This window comes from Streptomyces mirabilis (assembly GCF_018310535.1).
Taxonomy (GTDB): Bacteria; Actinomycetota; Actinomycetes; order Streptomycetales; family Streptomycetaceae; genus Streptomyces.
The window spans coordinates 8,249,604-8,270,894 of sequence record NZ_CP074102.1; the positions used below are offsets into that span (position 1 = coordinate 8,249,604).

Genomic DNA, 21,291 nt, shown 5'->3' on the forward strand with positions numbered 1-21,291 from the left:
CCAGCACGGACCCGATACGTCCTAGCCGTTGATGTCCAGCGCTGTTCCGTACAGACGGTCCACCTTCAACCGGATGACCACTCGGCGCTCAGCAACCAGCTGCTCCAGAAACGCACCTTCATGCTCCGGCTTCGCGGCCTGCGGGATCATTCCGAGCAGTTCTCGACCGACCGCATCGCCAGGAACCGTCGTGATCTCGGAGACCTCGGCCTCTCCTTCGGCGACGGCGAACGACCACACGTCGCCGCCCTGCACGTGCAGCGCCGCACGCGGATCGCGTCGCAGGTGCCCGACCTTGATGCGGTCGGCCGTCGTCGAGAATCGCACAATGCGGGCCTCGGAGTCCCAGCTGTACACCATGGTGGTCAGGTGGGGGTGGCCACTGCGCTTGACGGTGGCGAGCGTGCCGAACTGCTGCTTGCCAAGCAGGTTGGAGAGGGCTTCGTCGGACAGTGGGCGAGGAGCCGGTCTTTGAGTCATGACGTGGTCAACGTCCTTAGCCGCCCCACAATTTCATGGGCGCTGTGAGCCTGACCCCCACTTTCACAACACGCCCTAGCTTGATCTTTAACCTGTGCGGCGGGGTCGTGGGGTGGTTGACTTCTTCGTTCTCTGCTTCGGCGGCTGTGTTTTGCGGGGTGTGTGCACGCTCGATGTCGAAGCGCCGCAGGTAGGCCTGCCAGAGGCGGTCTGCGTCTGCCGGGGTGGCGTCGGTGCCGGACCACCACAGCCAGACGGGCTTGGGGGTTGCTCCGCTGGGCAGGTGGTCGATGTCCAGGCGGATCACGGTCCCCTCGACGATCGGGAGGGTGCCGTCGGCTGCGGCCCAGGAGGAGCGGTGGGTCAGTTTGGGGTGGAGCCGGTTCCAGGAACGAGCGGTGGCGGTGCCGTAGAGGCGTGTGTCGGTGACGGTTTCGGTGTCCGGGGTGTCCCAGGTGTCGGGCTGTCCGAAGACGAACTCGCTGCCGTGCCGGGGAGGCCGGCCCTGGGTGTGCGGCAGCCGGGGCGGGACAGCTCTGCGCAGGACGCGGTCCGAACGCATCCGGGCCAGCACCTGCACGGGCAGGTCCCTCAGGAGGAAGCCGAGGCGGGGTGCGTCGTATCCGGCGTCCGCGACGATGAGGATGTCCGGGTCGCCCGTCTGCCACTGCCCCGCTGCGATCAGTCGCTGAAGCAGATCGCGCAGCTGCCGGGCGGTGACGGTGGCGGTGTCGTCGCCGGGCGCCAGGCGCAGCGCGTCCAGGGGTGCGGTCCATGAGCTGCGGCCTGGCTCGAGTGCGCAGATGATCGAGTAGGGCCAGCCGGGGACGGGGATGTGCTGGTCCTTGCCCCGGCCGTAGGTGTGGCACAGGATCCGCTGTGGTGAGGTGTGGGCATCGGGCCGCAGCCAGCAGGTGACGTCGACGGCCAGGACCAGCCGGCCGTCGGCAGCCCGCGGCAGTGGCACTTCGGCCAGTGCCCGCCGCAGCCGGCCGGCGTCGATGCGTCCACGGGCCAGGGCGGCGTAGAGCCCGCCATGGCCGCGGCGGTGTTCACCCACCAGCGACAGCTCGGCCAGCGACCTCACCGGCCCGTCACCGCACAGAACGGCATCAGCCAGCTCGAACAACGCGTCCGAACGAGCGGTCAGACAGGAGTAGAACTCGCCCCGGAAGCATGACAGTTGCGCCAACGGCTCTCGCCGGACAGCGTGATGCAGCAGACTCATCCTCACGGCCTTCGTGCTGGACGTGTGTGTTCCTTGGTCGGAGCACATGTTCAGCCGAAGGCCGCTTCCGCGTACGGCAGTTACCGGACCGAGCGATCAAGTTCGACGCACCATTCGACTCCGGACGTTAAAGATCAAGCGTACGTCCAGCAGTCCGGGCGTCTTCCCAGTTCAGAAGGGGTGTGAACGATGTAACCGGACGTCAAGCTCAGGATAGCCAGCCGGTGGAAGTCCGGTCCGGGGAGACGCCAGGGTCCCCGGTAGCTGACTCCCGGCGTCGCCCGAAATGGTGGCGTCGAAGTGGAGTGACAAGCGCCTCTCGGGGGCGTGCAACCGACCAGTCCGCAACATGAAGTGAAGCCTGCAGCGTCGTCATTTAACCCCCGCCCGCGGGCGGGCCAAGGAGGAGCCGAGCCTGTGCTTGATTGGCGAAGGCCACGGAAGATGATCTCGGACCTGGAGCGGTCGTCGAAGAACCTCCCGGCGTAAGGGGCGTGGAATGGTCGGAAGGTTGTCCTGGGAACTGGAGAGAGCCTCCTCGGCCCCGGGTATTGCGGCCCGGGAAGCGTGGCCTGCCTATAACCGGCAGAACCGGGAAATGGCGGGTTGTCGAGAGGCAGTCGGAGGGGGTCGTAGTAGTGACGATCGGCGGGACAACACAACCCGCTGGGAGCGAAGGGCCCCTGCTTCATCGACGCGATTCGAAAACAGGGAGGGACCCGGATGAGTGCCGTTACGGCTAGTTCCATCCGCCGGGAGGAAAGCGTCGCAGGACCAGTCCGCCGTCCTCTGGACAAGGTCCGAGCCTTGCAACGGACGCTTTACCGCTGTGCCGAGCAAGAACCCGAACGCCGGTTTCACGCCCTGTATGGCCATGTCCACCGCATGGACGTTCTGAGGCGGGCGTGGGCCGGTGTGTGCGCAAACCGGGGTGCCCCCGGCGTGGACGGTACGACCGTCGACGCGGTGGAATCCTCGGGGGTGGATGCATTCCTCCAAGACCTTTCGCAGAGACTGCGGGCGCATACGTATCGTCCGTCAGTGCTGCGACGGGTCCAGATTCCCAAACCGGGGCGGCCGGGGGAGTTCCGGCCGCTATCGATCCCCACCGTGGCGGACCGCGTGGTGATGACGGCTGCGAAACTGGTCATGGAACCAGTATTCGAGGCCCAGTTCACCGAGGCGAGCTATGGATTCAGGCCGAAGCGGTCCGCGATCGACGCGTGCGAGGCAGTGCGTGTCGCCGCGAACCAGCGGCGGGAGTGGGTGTTCGAGGCCGATATCCGCGACTGCTTCGGCACGATCGACCATGAGGCGCTGATGGCCCAAGTGGCGCGGCGTGTGGTGGACCGGCCGATGCTGAAGCTGATCCGGGCCTGGCTGCGGATGGGAGTCCTGGTGGGCGGGGTGACCTCGCCTACCGGGGCGGGAACCCCTCAGGGCTCACCGATTTCCCCATTGCTGGCAAATATCGCGCTGCACGTTCTCGACGAGGCGTGGCAGAACGAAGGTCGCCGGCTGGGGACGTTGGTGAGGTACTGCGATGATTTCGTAGTCCTGTCGCCGACCAAGCAACGGGCCGAACAGGCCCGTGAATTGGCGGCACGAGTTCTGGAACGGCTCGGGATGCGATTGCATCCTGAGAAGACCGGCATCGTCTGCCTCACCCGAGGCGGGCAGGGCTTCGACTTTCTCGGCTTCCACCACCGGAAGATGGAATCGTGGAAATGGCGGGGCAGGTACTACTTGCAACGCTGGCCCTCGGCCAGGGCGATGCGGGTACTGCGGGACAAAGTCCGTGCGGCGACCGCTCGTTCGAAGACTGAGCGGCCGGTATCCGCCGTGGTCGCCGATCTCAACCCGGTCCTGCGGGGCTGGTCGGCGTACTTCCGTAACGGGAACTCCGGACGGAAGTTCAACGTGGTCGACGGCTATGTCCACGAACGGCTGGCGATCTTTGCCAGCGCGAAACACGGACTTGCGGGCAGGAACTGGACCACCCGATTTACTTATGGGTGGATCACCCGGCTCGGTGTCTACCGCCTTACCGGAAACGTGCACAGGGCAACGGCGCATGCCAGCCGGTGAACGATGTCGGAAAGCCGTGTGCGGGAGAACTGCATGCACGGTTTGAAGCGGCGGGGACTGGAAACGGGGCATCAGCCACCGCGCCAGTCCCCGACCCTACTAGGGCCTGTGTGATGTCGTGATCAACCAGTTGCCTTCAGGAGGTCGTTGATCCAGATCATCGAGGCACGCAGGTGGAGGCCGGCAAGATAGCTCCCGGGTGTCTTGTCGTAGCGAGTCGCGATACCCCGCCAGGCCTTCAGCTTGTTGATCAGGCGCTCGACACTGTTCCGCTCTTTGTAGAGATCGGCGTCATGGCGTGTGGGGCGGCCGCCTCGGCTGCCCTTCTTCTTCCGGTTGGCGGCCTGGTCCTTCTTCTCTGGGATGACTGCCTTGATGTTGCGTTTGCGCAGGTAAGAGCGGTTACCGCGGGAGGAATAGGCCTTATCCGCGGCGACGGCGTCGGGCCGGGTCCGGGGCCGGCCGACGGGAAGACGGATGCGCACCTTCTGCAGCACGGGGACGAACTGCGGGCTGTCGGCGGCCTGTCCTGCGGTCAGGACGAGAGACAGCGGACGGCACTTGCGGTCTGCGGCGAGATGAATCTTGCTCGTCAGTCCACCACGGGATCTGCCGAGCAGGGCCTGGCTCAAGCGGAGCTTGCGCCGTCGCCTGATATGCCGCCGCTCTTCCCGACCGGGGTTGTCACTGCCGTGCTGTCCGTTCTGTTCTTGCCGGCCGCCCCCTTTTGCCGGGCCCGCTCCTGCTCGATGGCGGCCTCTTCAAGGGCGTCCAGGACCTCCTTGCCGATGCGCATCCCGGCTGCGTCGTGGTGGGCGCGGGCCGTGGTGGAGTCCACGCTGACCAGGGACAAGTCCGTCCGTCCCTGGCGGGCGGCCTCGGCGATCAGGCCTTCGAGCAGCGCGGTGAAGACGCCGGTGTCCCTCCACACCCGAAAGCGGCCGTAGACAGTCGGCCACGGGCCGAACTCGCCGGGCATCTCCCGCCACTGGCTGCTGGTACGGAACCGCCAGATCACCCCCTCGAACTGATCCCGCAGCCGTGCGGGGTACGGCCCGTACTCGCCTATCGGCAGGAACGGCTCGATCAACTTCCACTGCTCGTCGGTGAGTTGCCTGCGTGTCACGATCGTCTTCCTACCGGATCCCCCTTCCCGAGGAACCCGGATCGGCAAGATTGATCACGACACCACACAGGCCCTAGTGCTGGATTCCTCAAACGGTGTACACATATCGGCGCCGTAGTAAGCGAGTTGGCGGTGCCGGTCTGCCCCAGATCCAGGGGTTGGCCCGGGAGTTGAGCTGGTCGGTCGCAAGGGTGGTGGCGTATTCGATGTCGTCGCGGTTGGCGAATGACCGGCCGGCGAGGGCGGCCTTTCGGAAGATGCGCCACCAGCCTTCCTGCAGGTTGAGCCAGCACGCACCGACGGGGATGAAGGCGTGATGGATCCGGGGATGGCCTTCGAGCCAGGTCCGAGTGGACAGGCTGTTGTGACTGGACAGGTTGTCGGTGACGATCCAGATCTCACCCTCCGGGTTGGCGTCCTCAAGCAGTTGCAGGAACTGCTGGTAGAAGACGCTGTTGCGGGAGGAAGCGGTCATCGTGACGGCCTGGCCGTCGGCTGGTCGCAGACCGCCGTAGACCCAGGTCTTCTCCGGTCCGCGGCTGTAGTCGAGTTCCGCTTTGATCCGGTGCCCGTCGGGTGACCAGGCGGGGGCGGGCGGGAAGGTCCGCGGGATCACTGGCCCCAGCTCGTCGGCGCAGATCACCGTCGCACCGGCGGGCGGGTGGGTGTAGAGGCCGATGATCCGTGTCCTTTTGGGACGAAGTCCGGGTCCTTCGATCGCGTCCAGGACCGGGTGCGGCGCCAGCGCACGCCCTCGGCGAGCAGGATGCGGCGGACCTGTGAGCGCCCCACCTCGATCCCTTCGGCCCGCGCTGCCGCGGCCAGGGAATCCAGCGTCCACTCGGGTGGCCCGGACTCGTCGAAGGCCCACAGCTCCCCGACCGGCTCCCACCTCAGCCGCCCCGGCGGGACGGTCTTGACCAGGGAGATGATCCGAGATCGTTCCTCTTCGGTGATCCGCCGCTTGCGGCCCTGCCCGCCCAGATCATCCAGCCCTTGCAGGCCTGAGCGGTTGAAGCGGTGCAGCCAGCAGCGGACCGTTTTCTGGCTGCAGTCCAGTTCCACGGCGATCGCCGGCACCCGTAGCCCCGCCCAGCTCAGCTCGATCATCCGGGCCCGCATCACTGCATCCCGCGGAGCCTTCCGCGCCCGCGACAATCGGCGAACGACGGTCCGTTCGTCCTCGTCACGCCCCGGTCGTGCTCGTAAAACCATCGCCCAGCACCCGCCCCCGAGCACCGTCAACTACCCCGCCACCAGGACATATACCCAACGAAAGAGGAATCCAGCACTAGGACGGATCTAGGACGGATCTAGGACGGTAGTCCTTAGCCTCGATCCTGATGTTCACCGACAGGCCAGCAGCTGAGGTCCCGCTTCGGGACAGCAGCTTCGACAACAGGGGGTTTGCCGTGACCGTATCCACGTCGGGTTCCATATCCACCGCTCCGGTTCGTGGCCGTATGAGGCTCCGCGCCCTTGGATCTGCCACTGCGGCGCTCGCCATGGCGCTCGGGCTCGCGGTCGCGAACACCGGAACCGCAACCGCGGAGGCTCAGGCCTCCAACTGGACGTACGGACACATCTACCGCTTCATCAGCATGAGCCCGGACTACTATCACTCCAGTACCTGCCTGGACGACTCCGGCTCCAGTCCCTCCGGCTACCTGCGCAACTTCACCTGCAATGGGCAGAACTACCAGCAGTGGAAGGTTACCGCCCTCAGCAACGGCTGGGCCCAGCTGAAAAATGTGAACACAGGTCGCTGCCTGGACTACTCACACGCGTACCAACTGCGTACCTACGTATGCAACGGTCCCAGCTTCACTGGCGGCTGGCAGGGATGGGCGATGATCAACCGCAGCGCCTTCAACGGCTCCCAGGTCCTCAAGAGCGCCACAAACGAGGACCCCAGCAGCATGTGCGTGGACATCTCCTCCGGCGGCGGCACCCGCGGTTTCGCCTGCAACGGCTCCTCTCAGGACGCCGGATACCAGAGCTTCTGGGCCGAGGACGATTCCATCTGACAATTCTCTGTCCAACTCATCACGCTACCGGAGCGGGCCACCTTGAGAGTGCGGCCTGCTCCGGGGCAGCCCGCGCGGCCTGAACACCGCAAGCCAAAGCTGCAGGGCCGCCCTGCTGGGCAGCCTGACGGGCCAGTGGGCAGAGCTGGACATGTCTGCGGCCGGCCACCCCACAGTTCGGGGTGGCTGGCCGCAGCCGTGCGGTCAGGCCTGGGGAAGAACTCCGCCGACGGCGACGAGTTCATACCGCTGAGCGTTCCGGAGATCCGCCGGCTGGTGGGGCACTTCGTCGCCGCACCCCACCACCATGCCAACGAACACCACCTGCACTGGTCACGCTTCCGCCGACGAAGCCAAGCCCGCGCCCGCAAATCCCACTATGAGCGCCGAGGACACAACTCCCAGATGCGATCGACGCCTACCTGCAAGAGCCTGCGGACCAGGACTTCGCCGTCCATCACATGGCTGTAGCCGTCGAACGTCTGGCCAAAGCGTGCCTAAGGGTTGTCCCGCAAACGATCTTCTACGGGTTGAGGGTTGCAGCGGGCTGATCGGTGGGACCTTCCCTTATCCCGTCAGGACTAGGTTGTGTAGGCGTGCGACGCCGCGCATGGCGTGGTGGACTCCGTCGCCTTTGAGGCGGCAATCGCGGAGGATCTTCCAGCCCTTCATCCGGGCGAAGGCACCACCACATCACCCTCGTGACCGCCGCCCACGCTTTCCTCACAGAACAACGCCTGGCCCCAAAAGCACCCGAACCGGTCTCACTCTCTACCAAGTCCTCGACGCACTACAGGACGTCCTGAGGTGTTGGACCGGCACCTGCACCACCTGCCATCAGCCCCTGCCCAGGCGAACACACAGCACACCAAGATCGAGACAGACCTAACGGAGTCCTACTAGTGCTGGATTCCTCTTTCGTTGGGTATATGTCCTGGTGGCGGGGTAGTTGACGGTGCTCGGGGGCGGGTGCTGGGCGATGGTTTTACGAGCACGACCGGGGCGTGACGAGGACGAACGGACCGTCGTTCGCCGATTGTCGCGGGCGCGGAAGGCTCCGCGGGATGCAGTGATGCGGGCCCGGATGATCGAGCTGAGCTGGGCGGGGCTACGGGTGCCGGCGATCGCCGTGGAACTGGACTGCAGCCAGAAAACGGTCCGCTGCTGGCTGCACCGCTTCAACCGCTCAGGCCTGCAAGGGCTGGATGATCTGGGCGGGCAGGGCCGCAAGCGGCGGATCACCGAAGAGGAACGATCTCGGATCATCTCCCTGGTCAAGACCGTCCCGCCGGGGCGGCTGAGGTGGGAGCCGGTCGGGGAGCTGTGGGCCTTCGACGAGTCCGGGCCACCCGAGTGGACGCTGGATTCCCTGGCCGCGGCAGCGCGGGCCGAAGGGATCGAGGTGGGGCGCTCACAGGTCCGCCGCATCCTGCTCGCCGAGGGCGTGCGCTGGCGCCGCACCCGGTCCTGGACGCGATCGAAGGACCCGGACTTCGTCCCAAAAGGACACGGATCATCGGCCTCTACACCCACCCGCCCGCCGGTGCGACGGTGATCTGCGCCGACGAGCTGGGGCCAGTGATCCCGCGGACCTTCCCGCCCGCCCCCGCCTGGTCACCCGACGGGCACCGGATCAAAGCGGAACTCGACTACAGCCGCGGACCGGAGAAGACCTGGGTCTACGGCGGTCTGCGACCAGCCGACGGCCAGGCCGTCACGATGACCGCTTCCTCCCGCAACAGCGTCTTCTACCAGCAGTTCCTGCAACTGCTTGAGGACGCCAACCCGGAGGGTGAGATCTGGATCGTCACCGACAACCTGTCCAGTCACAACAGCCTGTCCACTCGGACCTGGCTCGAAGGCCATCCCCGGATCCATCACGCCTTCATCCCCGTCGGTGCGTGCTGGCTCAACCTGCAGGAAGGCTGGTGGCGCATCTTCCGAAAGGCCGCCCTCGCCGGCCGGTCATTCGCCAACCGCGACGACATCGAATACGCCACCACCCTTGCGACCGACCAGCTCAACTCCCGGGCCAACCCCTGGATCTGGGGCAGACCGGCACCGCCAACTCGCTTACTACGGCGCCGATATGTGTACACCGTTTGAGGAATCCAGCACTAGTGTCCTGCGCCAGTAGTTGATCGTTAGTAGTTGCGTGACTTCTGCTGCTGGTGCGTCAGTTCCTCGTCGGGGCCCGAAGCTGGAACCGCTACTGCTGTCCGATGACGAGCGGGCAGTGTTGGAACGGTGGACGCGTCGGGCGACATCGGCCCAGGCCCTGGCCCTACGCGCGCGGATCGTGCTGGCCTGTGCGGGGCCGGAGGTACCACCGATTGTCACGGTCGCCCGGGATCTGCGGGTGACCGCGGACACGGTCCGCAAGTGGCGCCGACGCTTCCTCGCCGAGCGGCTGGACGGGCTGGCCGACGATCCCCGGCCGGGCCGGCCGCCCACCATCAGCGTCGATCAGGTGGAAGCGGTCGTCGTCACGACGCTGGAACAGCTGCCGAAGAATGCCACCCACTGGTCGCGAACATCGATGGCACAGCACAGCGGTCTGTCGAAGTCCACGGTCGGCCGGATCTGGCGGCAGTTCCAGCTCAAGCCGCACCTGAGCGACACGTTCAAGCTGTCGATGGACCCGTTGTTCGTGGAGAAGGTCTACGACGTCGTGGGCCTGTACTTCAACCCGCCCGAGGGTGCGGTGGTGCTGTCGGTGGACGAGAAGTCGCAGATCCAGGCCCTGGACCGGTCCCAGCCGGTGCTGCCCATGATGCCGGGCATGCCCGAGCGGCGCACCCACGACTACGCGCAACGGCCTGACCACGCTGTTCGCCGCGTTCGATGTCGCCACGGGCGAGGTCATCACTGCCCTGCACCGCCTGCACCGGGCCGCGGAGTTCAAGAAGTTCCTGATCCGGATCGACAAGGAGGTGCCCGCTCACCTGCAGGTCCATCTGATCGTGGACAATTACGGCACTCACAAGACACCGGCGATCAAGGCCTGGCTGGCCAAACACCCGCGGTTCGAACTGCACTTCACCCCGACCGGCTCGTCCTGGATCAACCAGGTCGAGCGGTGGTTCGGCTACCTGGCCCACCAGATGATCCGCCGAGGCGCACACAAAAACATCCAGACCCTGGAAGCCGACATCCGGGCATGGGTCAAGGACTGGAACGAAGACCCCAAGCCGTTCATCTGGACCAAGACAGCCGAAGAAATCCTCGACTCCCTCGCCCGATTCTGCCGACGGATCTCCGGCGCAGGATACTAGGGCCTGTTCTGAGTTGAGATCACAGGATCGGTCATTCCCGCTTCAGGAGGGCGCTGGCTGCGGTAGACCGGTCGCGTGACTCGTGGTGATCTGACCGATGCCGAGTTTGAGTTGATCGAGCCGCACCTGCCGCTGGGGGCGTTCGGACCGATCCCTGACCTGCGCAGCTACTTCAACGCGGTGATGTGGCGGTTCCGCACCGGCAGCCCCTGGCGGGATGTGCCGGAGAGCTACGGCTCCTGGTCGACGATCTACGACCGGTTCCGGATGTGGGCGCATGGCGAAGTCTTCCAGGCCCTCATGGAAACGATGATCGCCGAGGCGGCGGCCCGCGACGATGTCGATCTCAGCCTGGTCAGCGTGGACTCGACCGTTGCCCGCGCGCATCACCACGCGGCGGGCATGGTCGTCGACCCGGAGCTCCTTGAGGACCTGGAGAAGGCCGTGGCGGAAGAAAAGGGGCTGCAGCAAAGGGGCAAAACAACCCCGTAGGTGAGGGGTCCGCGGACAGGGAGGACCCCGAGCGGGAACAGCGCCGCGCCGTGCGCCGACGCCGCAGGGCCCGACTGCGGGCCGCCGAACTGGGCCGCTCCCGGGGCGGGCTCACCAGCAAGGTCCACCTCGCCGTCGAGCGACGCTGCCGCCCGCTGGCCATCATCCTCACCCCCGGGCAGTCCGCGGACAGCCCGCGCTTCATCCCGGTCCTCAAGAAGATCAAGGTGCGCGTCCCGGTCGGCCGCCCCAGGACACGGCCGGACGCGGTCGCCGGAGACAAGGCGTACTCCTCCCGCGCCAACCGCGCCCACCTGCACAGACGCAACATCAAGGCAGTGATCCCGGAAAAGGCCGACCAGGCCGCCAACCGCAGGAAGAAGGGACGTTCCGGCGGCCGCCCGGTCAGCCACGACGCCACGCTCTACAAAGATCGCAACACGGTCGAGCGCGCCATCAACAAGTTCAAGGAATGGCGGGGACTGGCCAGCCGGTACGACAAGACATCCGAGAGCTACGCCGCAGGACTCCACCTGCGCGGATCCATCCTCTGGTTACGCAGCCTGCCAGCCCTCCCGTGATCTCAACTCAGAACACGCCCTAGGCCGTATCGGGCGGCGTACGGCCGTCAGGCTGTGCTGGTGGCAGAACGAGTACGCGTCCGTGAGATCGATGATGACGAGGGCAGACCGCTACTGCGGATCCGTCGTGGCACCGGGTCGGTGGTGATCTGGCGGTGGGCGCAGATGGTGCTGCTGTCTGCACAGGGCATGGCTGTGACGAAGATCGCCGAGGTGACGTTCACCAGCACGGACCGGGTCGCACGGACGGCTTCGATTCGCTCTACCCGAAATGCAAAGGCGGCCGACTGAGGATCTTCACGCTGCCCGAACGGCGCGAGATCGAGAGGACCGCCAAGGGTGGCCGCGTGGTGGCAAGGCAAGGACCCCGATCGCGAGCCCAGGCCCCGGCGACGCGCGACCTACAGCCGCCCGCATCGGTTCCGGCACCTGTTCGCCGCCTATGGCCTGGCCAAGGACAAGCTCTACGGCCACATCAAGAAGATCAAGAACCGGTCGAAGTTCCTGGACGCTACCTGCGCCCCCTCTACTCACCGATGCCCCGCCTGGCGATCGTGTGCGACGACTACTCCCCGCACCTGACCATCAGGCGCTGCCGCCGGGTCGCGGACTGGGCCGAGGCCAACGACGTCGAGATCGCCCACACCCCGACCGATTCCTCATGGCTGGACCGCATCGAGGCCCAGTTCACCGCCCTGCGCTGCCCCACCCTCGACGGCGCCGATCCGCCGGCCACACAGAGCAAGGCAGCATGATCCGCCGCTACGTCATCTGGCGAAACCGCCACGCTGACGACCAGCACCTTCGAGCCGTGCTCACCAGGGCAAACGTTGCCTGATACGGACTAGGCGGCCGTCGGTTCCTGGGCGGCCGTGACGACGGCTGCCAGGTCTGCGCCCGCTCGGAGTAGCGCCACGGACCGTGTGGCGATCTGGTCAAGACGCTGTTGCAGGATGCGTTGGGTCTCTCCCAGGCCGTCGAGTTGGTGCAGGGAGCCCATGACCTCGCGCACTGCGGGAATGCTGTAACCGGTGCTCCGGAGGGCCGCAACGATTCGGGCCGCTCTGGCGGCCGAAAGACCGTAGCGGCGTGCTCGCAGTGACGTCACTCGCTCAGGGGTGACAAGCCCTTCCTGCTCCCAGAACCGCAGAGTGGAGGGACGTACATTGAGCGCCCCGGCGAGCTCTGTGATCGTCATCGCGTCACTCTCTTGCTCGAACTCGGGTGTGTTCGCTTCGGCCTGGATCGCACGCAACGCTTGTTGGGCGCGCAGAGCCTCCTCGCGTTCCCACGCGAGCCGAACATGGACCGTGTTGATCGCTGAGGCTGCCTCCGCGATCGTCTCTGTTCGCAGTTCCGCGAGCATCTGCCGGGCTGTGACAGGGCCAACAGCGCCTGCGAGTCCTCGGTAGGCGCGAAGGGCTTGCACGTGCAGCGGTGCGTAGGAACGGTAACCGTTGCTCGATCGAGTGGCTGGGGGAATGACTCCCAGCCGCTCCAGGTCGCGAACCTGTTGCACCGAGTACCCCGACTCCGTGGCGACATCGGCGGTTCGGAGCGGCACCCGTTGCGAACCACTCACCAGCTCGCCCATCAGCCAACCCCACATAAGCACTTGAAGGTGATGCTTGAACCATGAGTATGGAACAGATCATCGCGACCGTGCGAGGCTTCGCCGGCGCGCTCGTGGTTGTCCCGGAGCCGGGCGGCGACTTCCCCGAGCTCGCGTGGGGGGATGCGTTCTTCTACTACGCCCCCGACGGTCGGATGCCTCAGAACGTCCAGCCTTACGGAACGATCGTCATCAAGAACTACCCCGACGACGCCGCTTCCGACCTTGACCCTCCGGGCCGCTGGCGCGTGAACATCCACGCCGACCGTGCGACGTTCCGGGAGCTCACGGGGGAGGAGCCGCGCAGCCTCACCCGACCTCGCGACTACGCAGCAGCCGACAGCGTGATGCCGCACCCGGTATACGGGGCACTCGGCTGGATCTCTGTCGTCAATCCTGGTGAGAGGACAACGGACACGGCCGTGCAGCTTCTACGCAGCGCCCACAACGCCGCTCGTGCCAGGTTCGTGCGGCGACACGAACCGGGAAGGTCTCTGGAGAATGACTGACGCGGTTCCAGAACAAGCGGACTTGAGGGCGCTCGTTGCCTCATGCAGAACCAGGACTTGGCCGGTCCATCATGTCCGGAGCCAGATGGTGAGGGCTGCGGCGGTTGCGGTGCCGAGGCAGACGTAGCGACGCTTGTCATAGCGAGTGGCCACGGCCCGGTGCTGCTTCAGCCGGGTTGATGATCCGCTCGACGGTGTTGCGTTTCTTGTCCCGCTCTTCGACGAAGCCGGGTGGCCGTCCGCCGCGTGAGCCTTTCCGGAGGCGGGCGGCCTGGCTGGCGGTCTTCTCCGGGATGGTGTGCCTGATGTCCCGGCGCCGCAGGTACTCACGACAGGGTCGATTGCCATAGGCGTTGTCGGCGGCGACGCCGTCGGGCTCGTTGCGGGGCCTGACCGGCCCGGGTTTCGGGACTCGGATCTTCTCCAGCACCGGTTTGAACTGGGTGCAGTCAGCCCGCGGACCCGGTGTGACGATCAGGTACTTCGGTGGTGACGGCCATGGGTGTATCGGTCTCCTGGTTCGTGGCCTGCCGGGTGCCTTCGCTCTTGTCGTCCACGGTGGCGGCTGCCTGCGCCGTCCCTGCCGCGGTGAGAAGCGCTGCCGCCGCGGCCGTGCCGGTGGCGGCGCCCAGCACGGTCCGCCGGGAAATCTCTGACACAGTTCTCCCCCCTGCGTTGGCTCCTCCCGGTGAGAGGCCGAAGCCGACCATACATTCAAGTCCCTTTAAAACGAGAGTAGTTGGAAGAGATATGCATCCTCATCCTCGCGGGGCGTCCGGTCTCCAAGAGGGCACGGCAACAAGCCCCACGCGAGGAATACCGTGCACTTGGAACAGGCGACGGGTACCAGCAGTACGTGAGGACCTCGCCCCCGACCAGCTGCCTCGCTTTGGAGTCTGACCTCCGACCGTACGACCGGGAAGTCATCGTCAACCGGTCGGCGCACGCAGGTCGGAGCACCCGGGACCAGGCGCTGTACGGCAGCCGCGGTCCCGGTTCAGCTCACTTGACAGCTCCTTCGACCGGGGCTGTCTCCAGGATGACGGCTGTGTTGAGGACCAGGTCACGGACGGGCGGCGGCAGCACCCCCGGAATCTCCAATGGTGGCGAACCGGCTCACCTCGCCCGCTCCGCTGGTGCGGAGGGGCGACTGGGCTCGTACCTCGGCGATGGAGGAAGTGCTCGGCGTCGAGTCGGGTCTGCTGAACGACGACCGCCTTGCCCGGGCGCTGGACGCGATCGCCCCGGAGCTGGAGCGGATCGCGGGCACGGTCGGGGCGCGGGCGGTCGCCGAGTTCGGCATCGACGTCGGTAGGTTGCACTGGGACATGACCAGCATGTCCGTCCACGGCGCCAACCCGACCGAGGGTCAGGACGAGCAGTACCCGGTCATCAAGTACGGGCATCCCAAGGACCGACGGGCGGACCTCAAGCAGGTCCAGGCCGGGCTCGCGGTGTCCGCCGACGGCGGCATTCCCGTGCACGCCCGGGTCTTCGGCGGCGGTCCGGGCTCCCTCGCGCACCGGGCCGAGATGGCCGCCCACCCCGTAGAGCCGCCCGTCGGCGCCGACACCGCGCCTGGCTCGGCCGAAGGGCTTCCCGGACGGCTTCATGACCGTCGACGAGTGCCCGCGCCACGGGCGGCGGCGCGTGCCGGGACGCGACACTGCGCCGTGGCTGCGGCCTCGTCGAGATCCGCGCCGCCCTCCACGGGGCGACGAATGTGGTCGCGCTGCGGGCGGCGACCGGCAAGGCTGTCACTCCTGCGGCGTCTGCCGGATCTTGGCAAGCGTCAGGACACCGCCGCCGATGCCCCATCCGGCGTCGGCGACCTCTTCGACCAGTACGAGGGTGGTGGCCCGGGCGCGGTCGCCGAAGATCTCGGCGTACAGGTCGGTGGTGCGCGTGATGATCTGCTCCTTCTGCTCTGCGGTGAGGGCGCCGGCGGGGACCTTGAAGTTCGCGAATGGCATGGTGATCTCTCTTCGTGCGGGGGCACCGGAGCTGCTCACATCGAGCAGGAGGTCGACCCCGATGGGGCAACCATCCGTCCGAGTCACCTGCTCCGGCCAGGGCTGAGCCCACCCAGGGGTCACCAGCCCCTGGCTCGGACCCCGCCGGAGAGGTGACGATGAGCGGGTGAACCTTCCCGAGCTTGCGGCGTTCCTCAGGTCCCGGCGTGATCGGATCCGGCCGGCCGACGTCGGCCTGCCCGCCGGGCCCCGGCGCCGGGTGCCCGGCCTGCGGCGCGAGGAGGTTGCGCAACTGGCGGGCCTGTCGGCCGACTATTACACCGAGCTGGAGCGTGGACGCGGCGCCCAGCCGTCGTCCCAGACACTGGCCGCCCTCGCCCGGGCCCTGCGGCTGGGCGGCGACCAGCGTGACCACCTGTTCCATCTCGCCGACCGGCCGCTGCCCGCATCGGCGCTCGGCGCGAGCGCGCGGCACGTCCAGCCCGCTCTGCTCGGGCTGCTGGACCGGCTGGGCACCACCCCGGCCCAGGTCATCACCGACCTGCACGAGACCCTCGTCCAGAACGAGTTGGCCGCGGCACTGCTCGGCCGGGCTCCAGAGCCGCGCGGCCCGGCCACCGGCTTCGCGTACCGCTGGTTCATGGATCCGGCCGCCCGCGCGGTCTACCCGCCCGAGGACCATCCGCACCACTCACGGGTCTTCGTCGCTGACCTGCAGGCAGTTGCCGCCCGCCGGGGCCGCGACACCGAGGTCGCCGGGATGACGGCCGCACTGCGGCGGCGCAGCGCGGAGTTCGCTGCCCTGTGGGACACCCATGACGTCGGCCTGCGCCGCACCGATCACAAGCGCATCGTGCACCCCGCGCTGGGCGTCATCGAGTTGGACTGCCACAGTCTGTTCAGCGAGGACGGCCGCCAGCGCCTCCTGTGGTTCACGGCACCGCCCGGTACCGAGGGCGCCGCTCAGCTTGAGCTGCTCGGCGTCATCGGCACGCAGGACATGGTGGCGACCGAGGGCGCCTCCCGCACCGAGGGCGGCGTCCACACGGGCTGAGAGTGGATGGCCAGGCCCGGAGCCGCCCGTGCGGCAGGCCTCCGCCTCTCGTGGCCATCGCCAACGACGCACAGCAGAGCACTCGGGCGTGTCTGATAATTGATCTCGGGGTGGGACGAGGAGTTGACGGAGTCGGCGTGGGGGCGGACAGCTCCGCGGACGCGCGGCGATTCTCGACTTGGTGCGAGATACATCGGAGGCGCAGGCCGAGCGGCGAAGGCACAACCTGATCAACGTGGTCTTCCACCGTGTGGACGCCGACACGGCAGTGGGGTGGCCCACCTGATGCCGACGTCGAACGCAGGTGGGAGCCCGACCGTGATCACGACCGGCTTCTACACGTTCACGCTGCAGCACGCCGAAAGCGAGTGGCATATCTCGAAGTTGTCAGCCCTGTCCGTACGACAGCAGCGGCCCCAGGCTTCCTCGCCTGGGTTGGGCCACAACTGCTGCTCCGCACTCTCGCGCAGCTGACCGAACATCCGCAGGTACGGCCGCCCGTCCGGGCCGGTGATGGAGGTCCAGGCGCGGTTCAGGGTGGCCGTGTAGGGCTCGTCGGGTCGCACCCGCAGGAGGTCGCCGAATGTGTCGAGTTGGCGTTGCCGCGCGTGCCCGAGGACGGCCCGCAGCAGGGCGTCGCGGGTGCCGAAGTGATAAATCAGCATGCGGGCTGAGGTGCCGGTGGCGGTGGCCGGCGGTTCGAGCCGGTCGGGGAGGCCGTGCGCGAGGGCGTGATCAGCGCAGGCATCGAGCAGCCTCTCCTTGATGTGCGGTTGCGGTCGTCTGCCCACGGCCCGACTTCTTCACGTAACGGCGGCTACGTCTACCGTTGATCGAAAGGCAGTCGAGACAGTCAAGGCAGTCAAGGCAGACGTGGAGGTGGCGATGAGGGTCGTGTTCGTGCATGGGGCGTGCGTGCGGGACGGGTCGTGGTGGTGGCACCGCACCGCCGGGCTGCTGCAGGAGCAAGGGGTGCAGAGCGTGGCTCCTGCGCTGCCGAGCTGCGGCGAGGCGGGCCCGCCCGGCGGCGTCGGCGGTCCGGGGCTGTCCGAGGATGTTGCCGCGGTGCGGCAGGTGCTGCAGGACAGCGAGGAGCCGACCGTCGTGGTCGCCCACAGCTACGGCGGCATCATCACCGCGGAAGCCGCTGCGGGAATCGGGTCGGTACGCCACCTGTTGCTGGTCTCCAGCTACCTGCCCGAGGTCGGGCAGAGCCTTTCGGATTTCGGGGACGGCAGCCCCGCCCCGTTCCTCGACGTCGACCCCGACGCCGGCACGTTCGGGGTCCGCCCCGAGCTGCTCGTGGACACGTTCTTGCAGGACTGCGATTCTGAGGTCCAGGAGCAGGCGGCGGACCACCTCGCCCGGCAGAGCGCGCAGGTGACCGGGCAGCCGGTCGGGGCGGCCGCATGGCAGCAGGTGCCCTCGACGTATCTCGTCTGCACTCAGGACCGCGGCACCCCGCCGCGCCTGCAGCGCGAGTTCGCCCGCCGGGCCGGGAGCGTCGTCGAACTCGAGGCCGGCCACCACCCGTTCCTGTCCCAGCCCGCCGCGGTCCGGGACCTGCTGCTGAGCCTGTGACGGCAGCCGCGGACGAGCCGGGCCGGCGATCCGCGGTCCACGAGGCCGTCGTGAGCGCCGAGGAAGAACTTCTGTCGAGGGCCTACATGGCCCACAACGGGCAGGACGTCGACCTGCGAACACCGGCTTGGCGCCAGATTTCCGACCGTTGATCCTCAAGGGCCGTCTCCCCTGACGCGCGGCCCGCCAAGGTCAACCGCGTAGCGTCGGCGAACGAGGCCGCGAGTCCAGGATCGCTTCGACCCTGTCGCTTATGGCGTGAACGTATCTGGATCACTTCGCAGGCGGGAAGTGGGTTCGCACGGTTCGGTGTGCGGGCGGTTGCCAGACGCAGACGCCTACACCCCTGTGGAGGGCAGCGGGTCCTGTCCCACCAGGTTGTGTCCGCGGGCGGCCGATTCGCGCACGGCGTCGAAGCCGTAGCCGATCATCTCTTCCTCGTACGCGTGCAGAGCCTCGGCCAACGGCAGACCACCCGCGGCCTGAACGAGTCGAGCGGTCAGTACCCGCGCGTCACGGAGTGCGGTGTTCGCGCCAACGCCGATGGCAGGGCTCATGACGTGGATGGCGTCGCCCAGCAGGGTGACCGCGGTGGTCTCCCACGTCGCGACGGGCACGCTGGTGCGCACCGAGACCGGGAAGATCGAGGCGGGGTCCTGACGGGACACGATCTCGACCAGTCCCGGGTGCCATCCCCCCACCAGGGAGAGCGTGAGCGCCCGTAGTTCCGCGCCGTTCATCGCGAAGAACTCCTCGTCCGTGCAAGGAATCTGCTCACGTCGGGTGCCGAAGACGCACGCGAGGTAGTCGCTGTCGTCGCTGAGCTCGATGTCGGAAGCCAGCCGGGCCGTCGCCTGGTGCAGGGGCTCGCGGTACTGCACGGGAGCGAGTCCTACGAAGCGCTTGTCCGGGCCGATGACGGTGGTCCACAGTCCGAGCAGTTCGGGCGGGACCAGGGCTCGGGCCTGGTCACCGGCGAACGGGACCTTGCCGTAGAGCAGCCGCAGTCCGGCGTCGACGACCTGAGCCTGGGGCAGGTACTGCCTCCGGGCGGCCGAGTTGACCCCGTCGGCGCCGATCAGGACATCGCCCGTGGCGCTGGTGCCGTCCGCGAAGTGCGCGGTCACCGAGCCCGACCGGGCGGTGTCGTAGTGGGTCAGCTGGGCACCGTAGCGCACCGCCTTGTCCAGGCCGGACAACAGGATCTGCCGCAGCGTCATGCGGTTGACCGCCAGGTGCCCGCCGCCGGGCAGGTCCGGGACGGGCGGGAGTTCCTGGGCGTGCAGCAGGTTCAGCTGGTGGTCGAACACGTTCATGCGCGACCCGGGGGTGGCGGTAGCCGCGAACACCTCGTAGGCCTGCGGCGTCAGCACCGCCCTGAGCGCGGTGATGCCGTCGGAGTTGATGCGGATGCGGTAGCCCTGGTTGCGGAAGGCCGCGGTGGAGTCCTTCTCGTACACCGCGACGCTGATCCCCGCCTGGCGAAGCCCCTGCGCGAGGGCCAGGCCGCCCAGCCCGCCCCCGGCGATGATGACATGCAGATCCGACACAGCTGTGTCCCTTCTCGAAGATGAAACGAAAAGGGACGCACCGGACGTGCCTCAACGGCACTGTACGAGCGCATGACCGCCATCCGGACTACCTACCGGACCGTGACTTTTGTACGTCCAGAAAAAAAGCTAGCACAGGTTCGGCCGCGAGCCCCGCAGCGCCAACACCAGCCATGCCACTGTGAATTGGTCGGGCGGCTACTTGAGGGGCAACGCTGTGCAGCTCGTTGCATCAGGCCGTGTCCGGTGGGTCAGGCCGTGCGGGGGCGGGGCCCCGAAAGTTCTTGATCCCGTCTATGGTGCGCTCGATTTCGTTCCTGTGGACATATCAAGCCTGGTCGAAGGCAATGGACCTTCCGCCCGTGCTGCCGCGGTTGCGGCGGTGGGCTCGCTGGTCACGGCGTTCCCCCACTGACCGGGTGCAACGAGAAGAGCCAGAGGCCGCGGCCCGCCTTCACCAGCCAGGTGAATCTTCGCGCTCAGCCCTCCGCGGGAGCGGCCGAGAGCTTCATCGGGGCGGTGCGGGGCAGGCCGACCAAGTGTGGCTCCAACCGGGCCCATTCCTCGTTCGACAGGTCGCCTCGTCCGACGCCGACCGAAACGATGAGGACGTAGAGGCAGTACGCGACCCACCGGACACGGCCTGGTCCCTGCCATCTGGCCTTGGAGCCCCGGGCTGCTTCGGCAGGACCTGGCCCTGATCCGTCACGTAGTAGCTGTTCTTGCACTCCAAGAGCGCGGCATCGCCCTGCCCTTGAACCCAGGGGCCGGCGAAGGGGTGCCCGAGCTGCTCCCAGTGCTCATGAGCGCACCGCCCAGGAAGAACGAAGCGACGGCGCCAGCGACTACGCCTCCCACGATGGGCACCGGCCTTTTCCACCAGGGTCGTTCCATCGCCGCCAGGGTGCGCTGGTACTCCGGATCACCCTCGTACTCATCCCGCCACCGGTACCGAACCCGTTCCACGGCAACCCCCTCAGAGCCCTGACCGGCAACGACACCGTGCGCGCGAAGAGCCGGGTAGCGCAAACCATCCCCAAAATCTTCAACAGGTCCCTGGGACGATGTACGCCCCGGGGACCTGTAGCGCTGCCCGGCTACTCCTTCGGCCGGCTGCGCCGGCGCCGCAGCTCCCGGATGTGGTCCTGCTCCGCGAACAGTCGCCGGTTCTCTTCCACCAGGGACGCCCGCTTCGGCTTGGCGGCCCGCTCCTTCTGTTTCGCTTCCCGCCGGTCTGCCGTGACGGCCTGCGCCTTCTTCGCGCACTCCGGGTGTACGGGCTTGCCCCGGCACGGCCCCAGTTCACGACTGACCCAGACCTTCCCCTCGATCGGGTCAGCGCACATCGCGCACACGGCCGGACCTCGCCGCCGCGGCGCCGGGCTCGCTTTCCTTGCGGTCTTCGGCGCCCGGGTCTCCACCGACCCGTCGGGCCGGGTCACCGTCACCGGCGACGCAGGCGTCACCGCGTAGGACCGCAGATCGTCCGGGGCCGCCCGGTGCTGCTGACCCTTCCTGCCCCCACGTACGGGGATCTTGCTGGTCATGAGCGGCAGCGTAGACACAGTGGAGCGGGCTGGGCCGCTCAATCGCCGCGCTCGCAGCGTACGAGCGCCTTCTCGGCGGGAACCGAAGGGCGCCGACTGCAGGGAGACGGGGATCCGGGTGGTCACCTGGACCGACGGCGACATCGGGTAAGACTCGCGCTCACCGTG

At 67.4% G+C, this 21,291-nt stretch carries 18 protein-coding genes and 7 pseudogenes; 10 read left to right on the forward strand and 15 right to left on the reverse strand.

Annotated features, from left to right (window positions below; genetic code table 11):
• Positions 1-21: 21 nt before the first annotated feature.
• Together SMIR_RS36570 and SMIR_RS36575 are read right to left on the reverse strand one after the other, a co-directional pair.
• Positions 22-480 carry a TIGR03618 family F420-dependent PPOX class oxidoreductase gene (locus SMIR_RS36570; RefSeq protein ID WP_168489488.1) on the reverse strand — a complete coding sequence of 153 codons (459 nt, stop codon included), beginning with the start codon at positions 478-480 and terminating at the stop codon, positions 22-24.
• 169 nt (positions 481-649) lie between these two features.
• Positions 650-1,708 (reverse strand): annotated as a pseudogene (locus SMIR_RS36575) (transposase); the annotation flags it as partial.
• An 885-nt stretch (positions 1,709-2,593) separates the two neighbouring features.
• On the opposite strand from SMIR_RS36575, the gene ltrA reads away from it, so the two are divergent.
• Complete coding sequence (gene ltrA, locus SMIR_RS36580; RefSeq protein WP_249938636.1) at positions 2,594-3,796, forward strand: group II intron reverse transcriptase/maturase; 1,203 nt, start codon at positions 2,594-2,596, stop codon at positions 3,794-3,796.
• 122 nt (positions 3,797-3,918) lie between these two features.
• Here the strand turns inward: ltrA and SMIR_RS36585 are convergent.
• The 3 genes and pseudogenes from SMIR_RS36585 to SMIR_RS36595 form a co-directional block, all read right to left on the reverse strand.
• A pseudogene (locus tag SMIR_RS36585) lies at positions 3,919-4,922 on the reverse strand (IS5 family transposase).
• Positions 4,923-5,010: 88 nt separating this feature from the next.
• Positions 5,011-5,565 carry a transposase gene (locus SMIR_RS36590; RefSeq protein ID WP_168499913.1) on the reverse strand — a complete coding sequence of 185 codons (555 nt, stop codon included), beginning with the start codon at positions 5,563-5,565 and terminating at the stop codon, positions 5,011-5,013.
• Entirely contained in the window at positions 5,562-6,044 is a 483-nt protein-coding gene (locus tag SMIR_RS36595) for a helix-turn-helix domain-containing protein (RefSeq protein ID WP_249938536.1), read from the reverse strand. Before SMIR_RS36595 ends, SMIR_RS36590 begins: the two co-directional genes overlap by 4 nt.
• Before the next feature lie 290 nt (positions 6,045-6,334).
• Here SMIR_RS36595 and SMIR_RS36600 point away from each other — a divergent pair, with 290 nt between their 5' ends.
• The gene (locus SMIR_RS36600; RefSeq protein WP_212727969.1) at positions 6,335-6,949 is read left to right on the forward strand and encodes an RICIN domain-containing protein; all 615 of its coding nucleotides are present in this window, start codon (positions 6,335-6,337) and stop codon (positions 6,947-6,949) included.
• Between the two features lie 567 nt (positions 6,950-7,516).
• Here SMIR_RS36600 and SMIR_RS36605 read toward each other — a convergent pair.
• A pseudogene (locus tag SMIR_RS36605) lies at positions 7,517-7,630 on the reverse strand (IS5/IS1182 family transposase); the annotation flags it as partial.
• A gap of 391 nt (positions 7,631-8,021) precedes the next feature.
• Here SMIR_RS36605 and SMIR_RS36610 point away from each other — a divergent pair.
• The 5 genes and pseudogenes from SMIR_RS36610 to SMIR_RS44685 all read left to right on the forward strand — a co-directional run bounded on the left by SMIR_RS36610 (position 8,022) and on the right by SMIR_RS44685 (position 12,135).
• A complete protein-coding gene (locus SMIR_RS36610; protein WP_249938536.1) occupies positions 8,022-8,504 on the forward strand; it encodes a helix-turn-helix domain-containing protein in 483 nt (160 codons plus the stop codon).
• Complete coding sequence (locus SMIR_RS36615; RefSeq protein WP_168499913.1) at positions 8,501-9,055, forward strand: transposase; 555 nt, start codon at positions 8,501-8,503, stop codon at positions 9,053-9,055. The genes SMIR_RS36610 and SMIR_RS36615 overlap by 4 nt, the downstream gene beginning before the upstream one ends.
• Positions 9,056-9,104: 49 nt before the next feature.
• Positions 9,105-10,224, forward strand: a pseudogene (locus tag SMIR_RS36620) (IS630 family transposase).
• A gap of 75 nt (positions 10,225-10,299) precedes the next feature.
• Positions 10,300-11,297: pseudogene (locus SMIR_RS36625) on the forward strand (IS5 family transposase).
• A 60-nt stretch (positions 11,298-11,357) separates the two neighbouring features.
• Positions 11,358-12,135: pseudogene (locus tag SMIR_RS44685) on the forward strand (hypothetical protein).
• Between the two features lie 6 nt (positions 12,136-12,141).
• Here the strand turns inward: SMIR_RS44685 and SMIR_RS36635 are convergent.
• Positions 12,142-12,891 (reverse strand): MerR family transcriptional regulator, encoded by a 750-nt coding sequence (locus tag SMIR_RS36635; protein WP_212727970.1) that lies wholly within the window; start codon positions 12,889-12,891, stop codon positions 12,142-12,144.
• Between the two features lie 47 nt (positions 12,892-12,938).
• Between SMIR_RS36635 and SMIR_RS36640 the strand changes: the two genes are divergently transcribed.
• On the forward strand, positions 12,939-13,418 hold the full coding sequence (locus tag SMIR_RS36640; protein WP_168500846.1) for a DUF6194 family protein: 480 nt from the start codon (positions 12,939-12,941) through the stop codon (positions 13,416-13,418).
• Positions 13,419-13,554: 136 nt separating this feature from the next.
• On the opposite strand, the gene SMIR_RS43860 is transcribed toward SMIR_RS36640, so the two are convergent.
• From SMIR_RS43860 to SMIR_RS36655, 4 genes are all read right to left on the reverse strand, one after another.
• Positions 13,555-13,848: a hypothetical protein gene (locus SMIR_RS43860; RefSeq protein ID WP_249938539.1), complete on the reverse strand. Its 294-nt coding sequence runs from the start codon at positions 13,846-13,848 to the stop codon at positions 13,555-13,557.
• Positions 13,849-13,867: 19 nt separating this feature from the next.
• A complete protein-coding gene (locus SMIR_RS43865; RefSeq protein ID WP_249938540.1) occupies positions 13,868-14,077 on the reverse strand; it encodes a hypothetical protein in 210 nt (69 codons plus the stop codon).
• 404 nt (positions 14,078-14,481) lie between these two features.
• The gene (locus SMIR_RS36650) at positions 14,482-14,748 is read right to left on the reverse strand and encodes a hypothetical protein (RefSeq protein WP_212727972.1); all 267 of its coding nucleotides are present in this window, start codon (positions 14,746-14,748) and stop codon (positions 14,482-14,484) included.
• Between the two features lie 427 nt (positions 14,749-15,175).
• Entirely contained in the window at positions 15,176-15,391 is a 216-nt protein-coding gene (locus SMIR_RS36655; RefSeq protein ID WP_057602221.1) for a tautomerase family protein, read from the reverse strand.
• A 166-nt stretch (positions 15,392-15,557) separates the two neighbouring features.
• Here SMIR_RS36655 and SMIR_RS36660 point away from each other — a divergent pair, with 166 nt between their 5' ends.
• The gene (locus SMIR_RS36660) at positions 15,558-16,445 is read left to right on the forward strand and encodes a helix-turn-helix transcriptional regulator (protein ID WP_212727973.1); all 888 of its coding nucleotides are present in this window, start codon (positions 15,558-15,560) and stop codon (positions 16,443-16,445) included.
• A gap of 335 nt (positions 16,446-16,780) precedes the next feature.
• Here SMIR_RS36660 and SMIR_RS36665 read toward each other — a convergent pair whose 3' ends face one another.
• Positions 16,781-17,236 (reverse strand): TetR/AcrR family transcriptional regulator, encoded by a 456-nt coding sequence (locus SMIR_RS36665; protein WP_249938541.1) that lies wholly within the window; start codon positions 17,234-17,236, stop codon positions 16,781-16,783.
• A 94-nt stretch (positions 17,237-17,330) separates the two neighbouring features.
• On the opposite strand from SMIR_RS36665, the gene SMIR_RS36670 reads away from it, so the two are divergent.
• Entirely contained in the window at positions 17,331-18,026 is a 696-nt protein-coding gene (locus SMIR_RS36670; protein ID WP_168489480.1) for an alpha/beta fold hydrolase, read from the forward strand.
• Positions 18,027-18,364: 338 nt separating this feature from the next.
• Here the strand turns inward: SMIR_RS36670 and SMIR_RS36675 are convergent, their stop codons facing one another.
• The 3 genes and pseudogenes from SMIR_RS36675 to SMIR_RS36685 all read right to left on the reverse strand — a co-directional run bounded on the left by SMIR_RS36675 (position 18,365) and on the right by SMIR_RS36685 (position 21,123).
• Positions 18,365-19,576 (reverse strand): FAD-dependent oxidoreductase, encoded by a 1,212-nt coding sequence (locus SMIR_RS36675; protein ID WP_212727974.1) that lies wholly within the window; start codon positions 19,574-19,576, stop codon positions 18,365-18,367.
• 265 nt (positions 19,577-19,841) lie between these two features.
• Positions 19,842-20,092 (reverse strand): annotated as a pseudogene (locus tag SMIR_RS36680) (IS5/IS1182 family transposase); the annotation flags it as partial.
• 581 nt (positions 20,093-20,673) lie between these two features.
• On the reverse strand, positions 20,674-21,123 hold the full coding sequence (locus SMIR_RS36685) for a hypothetical protein (RefSeq protein WP_212727975.1): 450 nt from the start codon (positions 21,121-21,123) through the stop codon (positions 20,674-20,676).
• Between the last annotated feature and the right edge of the window lie 168 nt (positions 21,124-21,291).

What these genes read in the sequence shown, in the direction of transcription:
- SMIR_RS36570 (WP_168489488.1), bottom strand. Translation starts at nt 480, where the DNA reads ATGACTCAAAGACCGGCTCCTCGCCCACTGTCCGACGAAGCCCTCTCC.
- ltrA (WP_249938636.1), top strand. Translation starts at nt 2,594, where the DNA reads ATGGACGTTCTGAGGCGGGCGTGGGCCGGTGTGTGCGCAAACCGGGGT.
- SMIR_RS36595 (WP_249938536.1), bottom strand. Translation starts at nt 6,044, where the DNA reads ATGCGGGCCCGGATGATCGAGCTGAGCTGGGCGGGGCTACGGGTGCCG.
- SMIR_RS36610 (WP_249938536.1), top strand. Translation starts at nt 8,022, where the DNA reads ATGCGGGCCCGGATGATCGAGCTGAGCTGGGCGGGGCTACGGGTGCCG.
- SMIR_RS36635 (WP_212727970.1), bottom strand. Translation starts at nt 12,891, where the DNA reads ATGGGCGAGCTGGTGAGTGGTTCGCAACGGGTGCCGCTCCGAACCGCC.
- SMIR_RS36640 (WP_168500846.1), top strand. Translation starts at nt 12,939, where the DNA reads ATGGAACAGATCATCGCGACCGTGCGAGGCTTCGCCGGCGCGCTCGTG.
- SMIR_RS36650 (WP_212727972.1), bottom strand. Translation starts at nt 14,748, where the DNA reads ATGTCCCAGTGCAACCTACCGACGTCGATGCCGAACTCGGCGACCGCC.
- SMIR_RS36655 (WP_057602221.1), bottom strand. Translation starts at nt 15,391, where the DNA reads ATGCCATTCGCGAACTTCAAGGTCCCCGCCGGCGCCCTCACCGCAGAG.
- SMIR_RS36670 (WP_168489480.1), top strand. Translation starts at nt 17,331, where the DNA reads ATGAGGGTCGTGTTCGTGCATGGGGCGTGCGTGCGGGACGGGTCGTGG.
- SMIR_RS36685 (WP_212727975.1), bottom strand. Translation starts at nt 21,123, where the DNA reads ATGACCAGCAAGATCCCCGTACGTGGGGGCAGGAAGGGTCAGCAGCAC.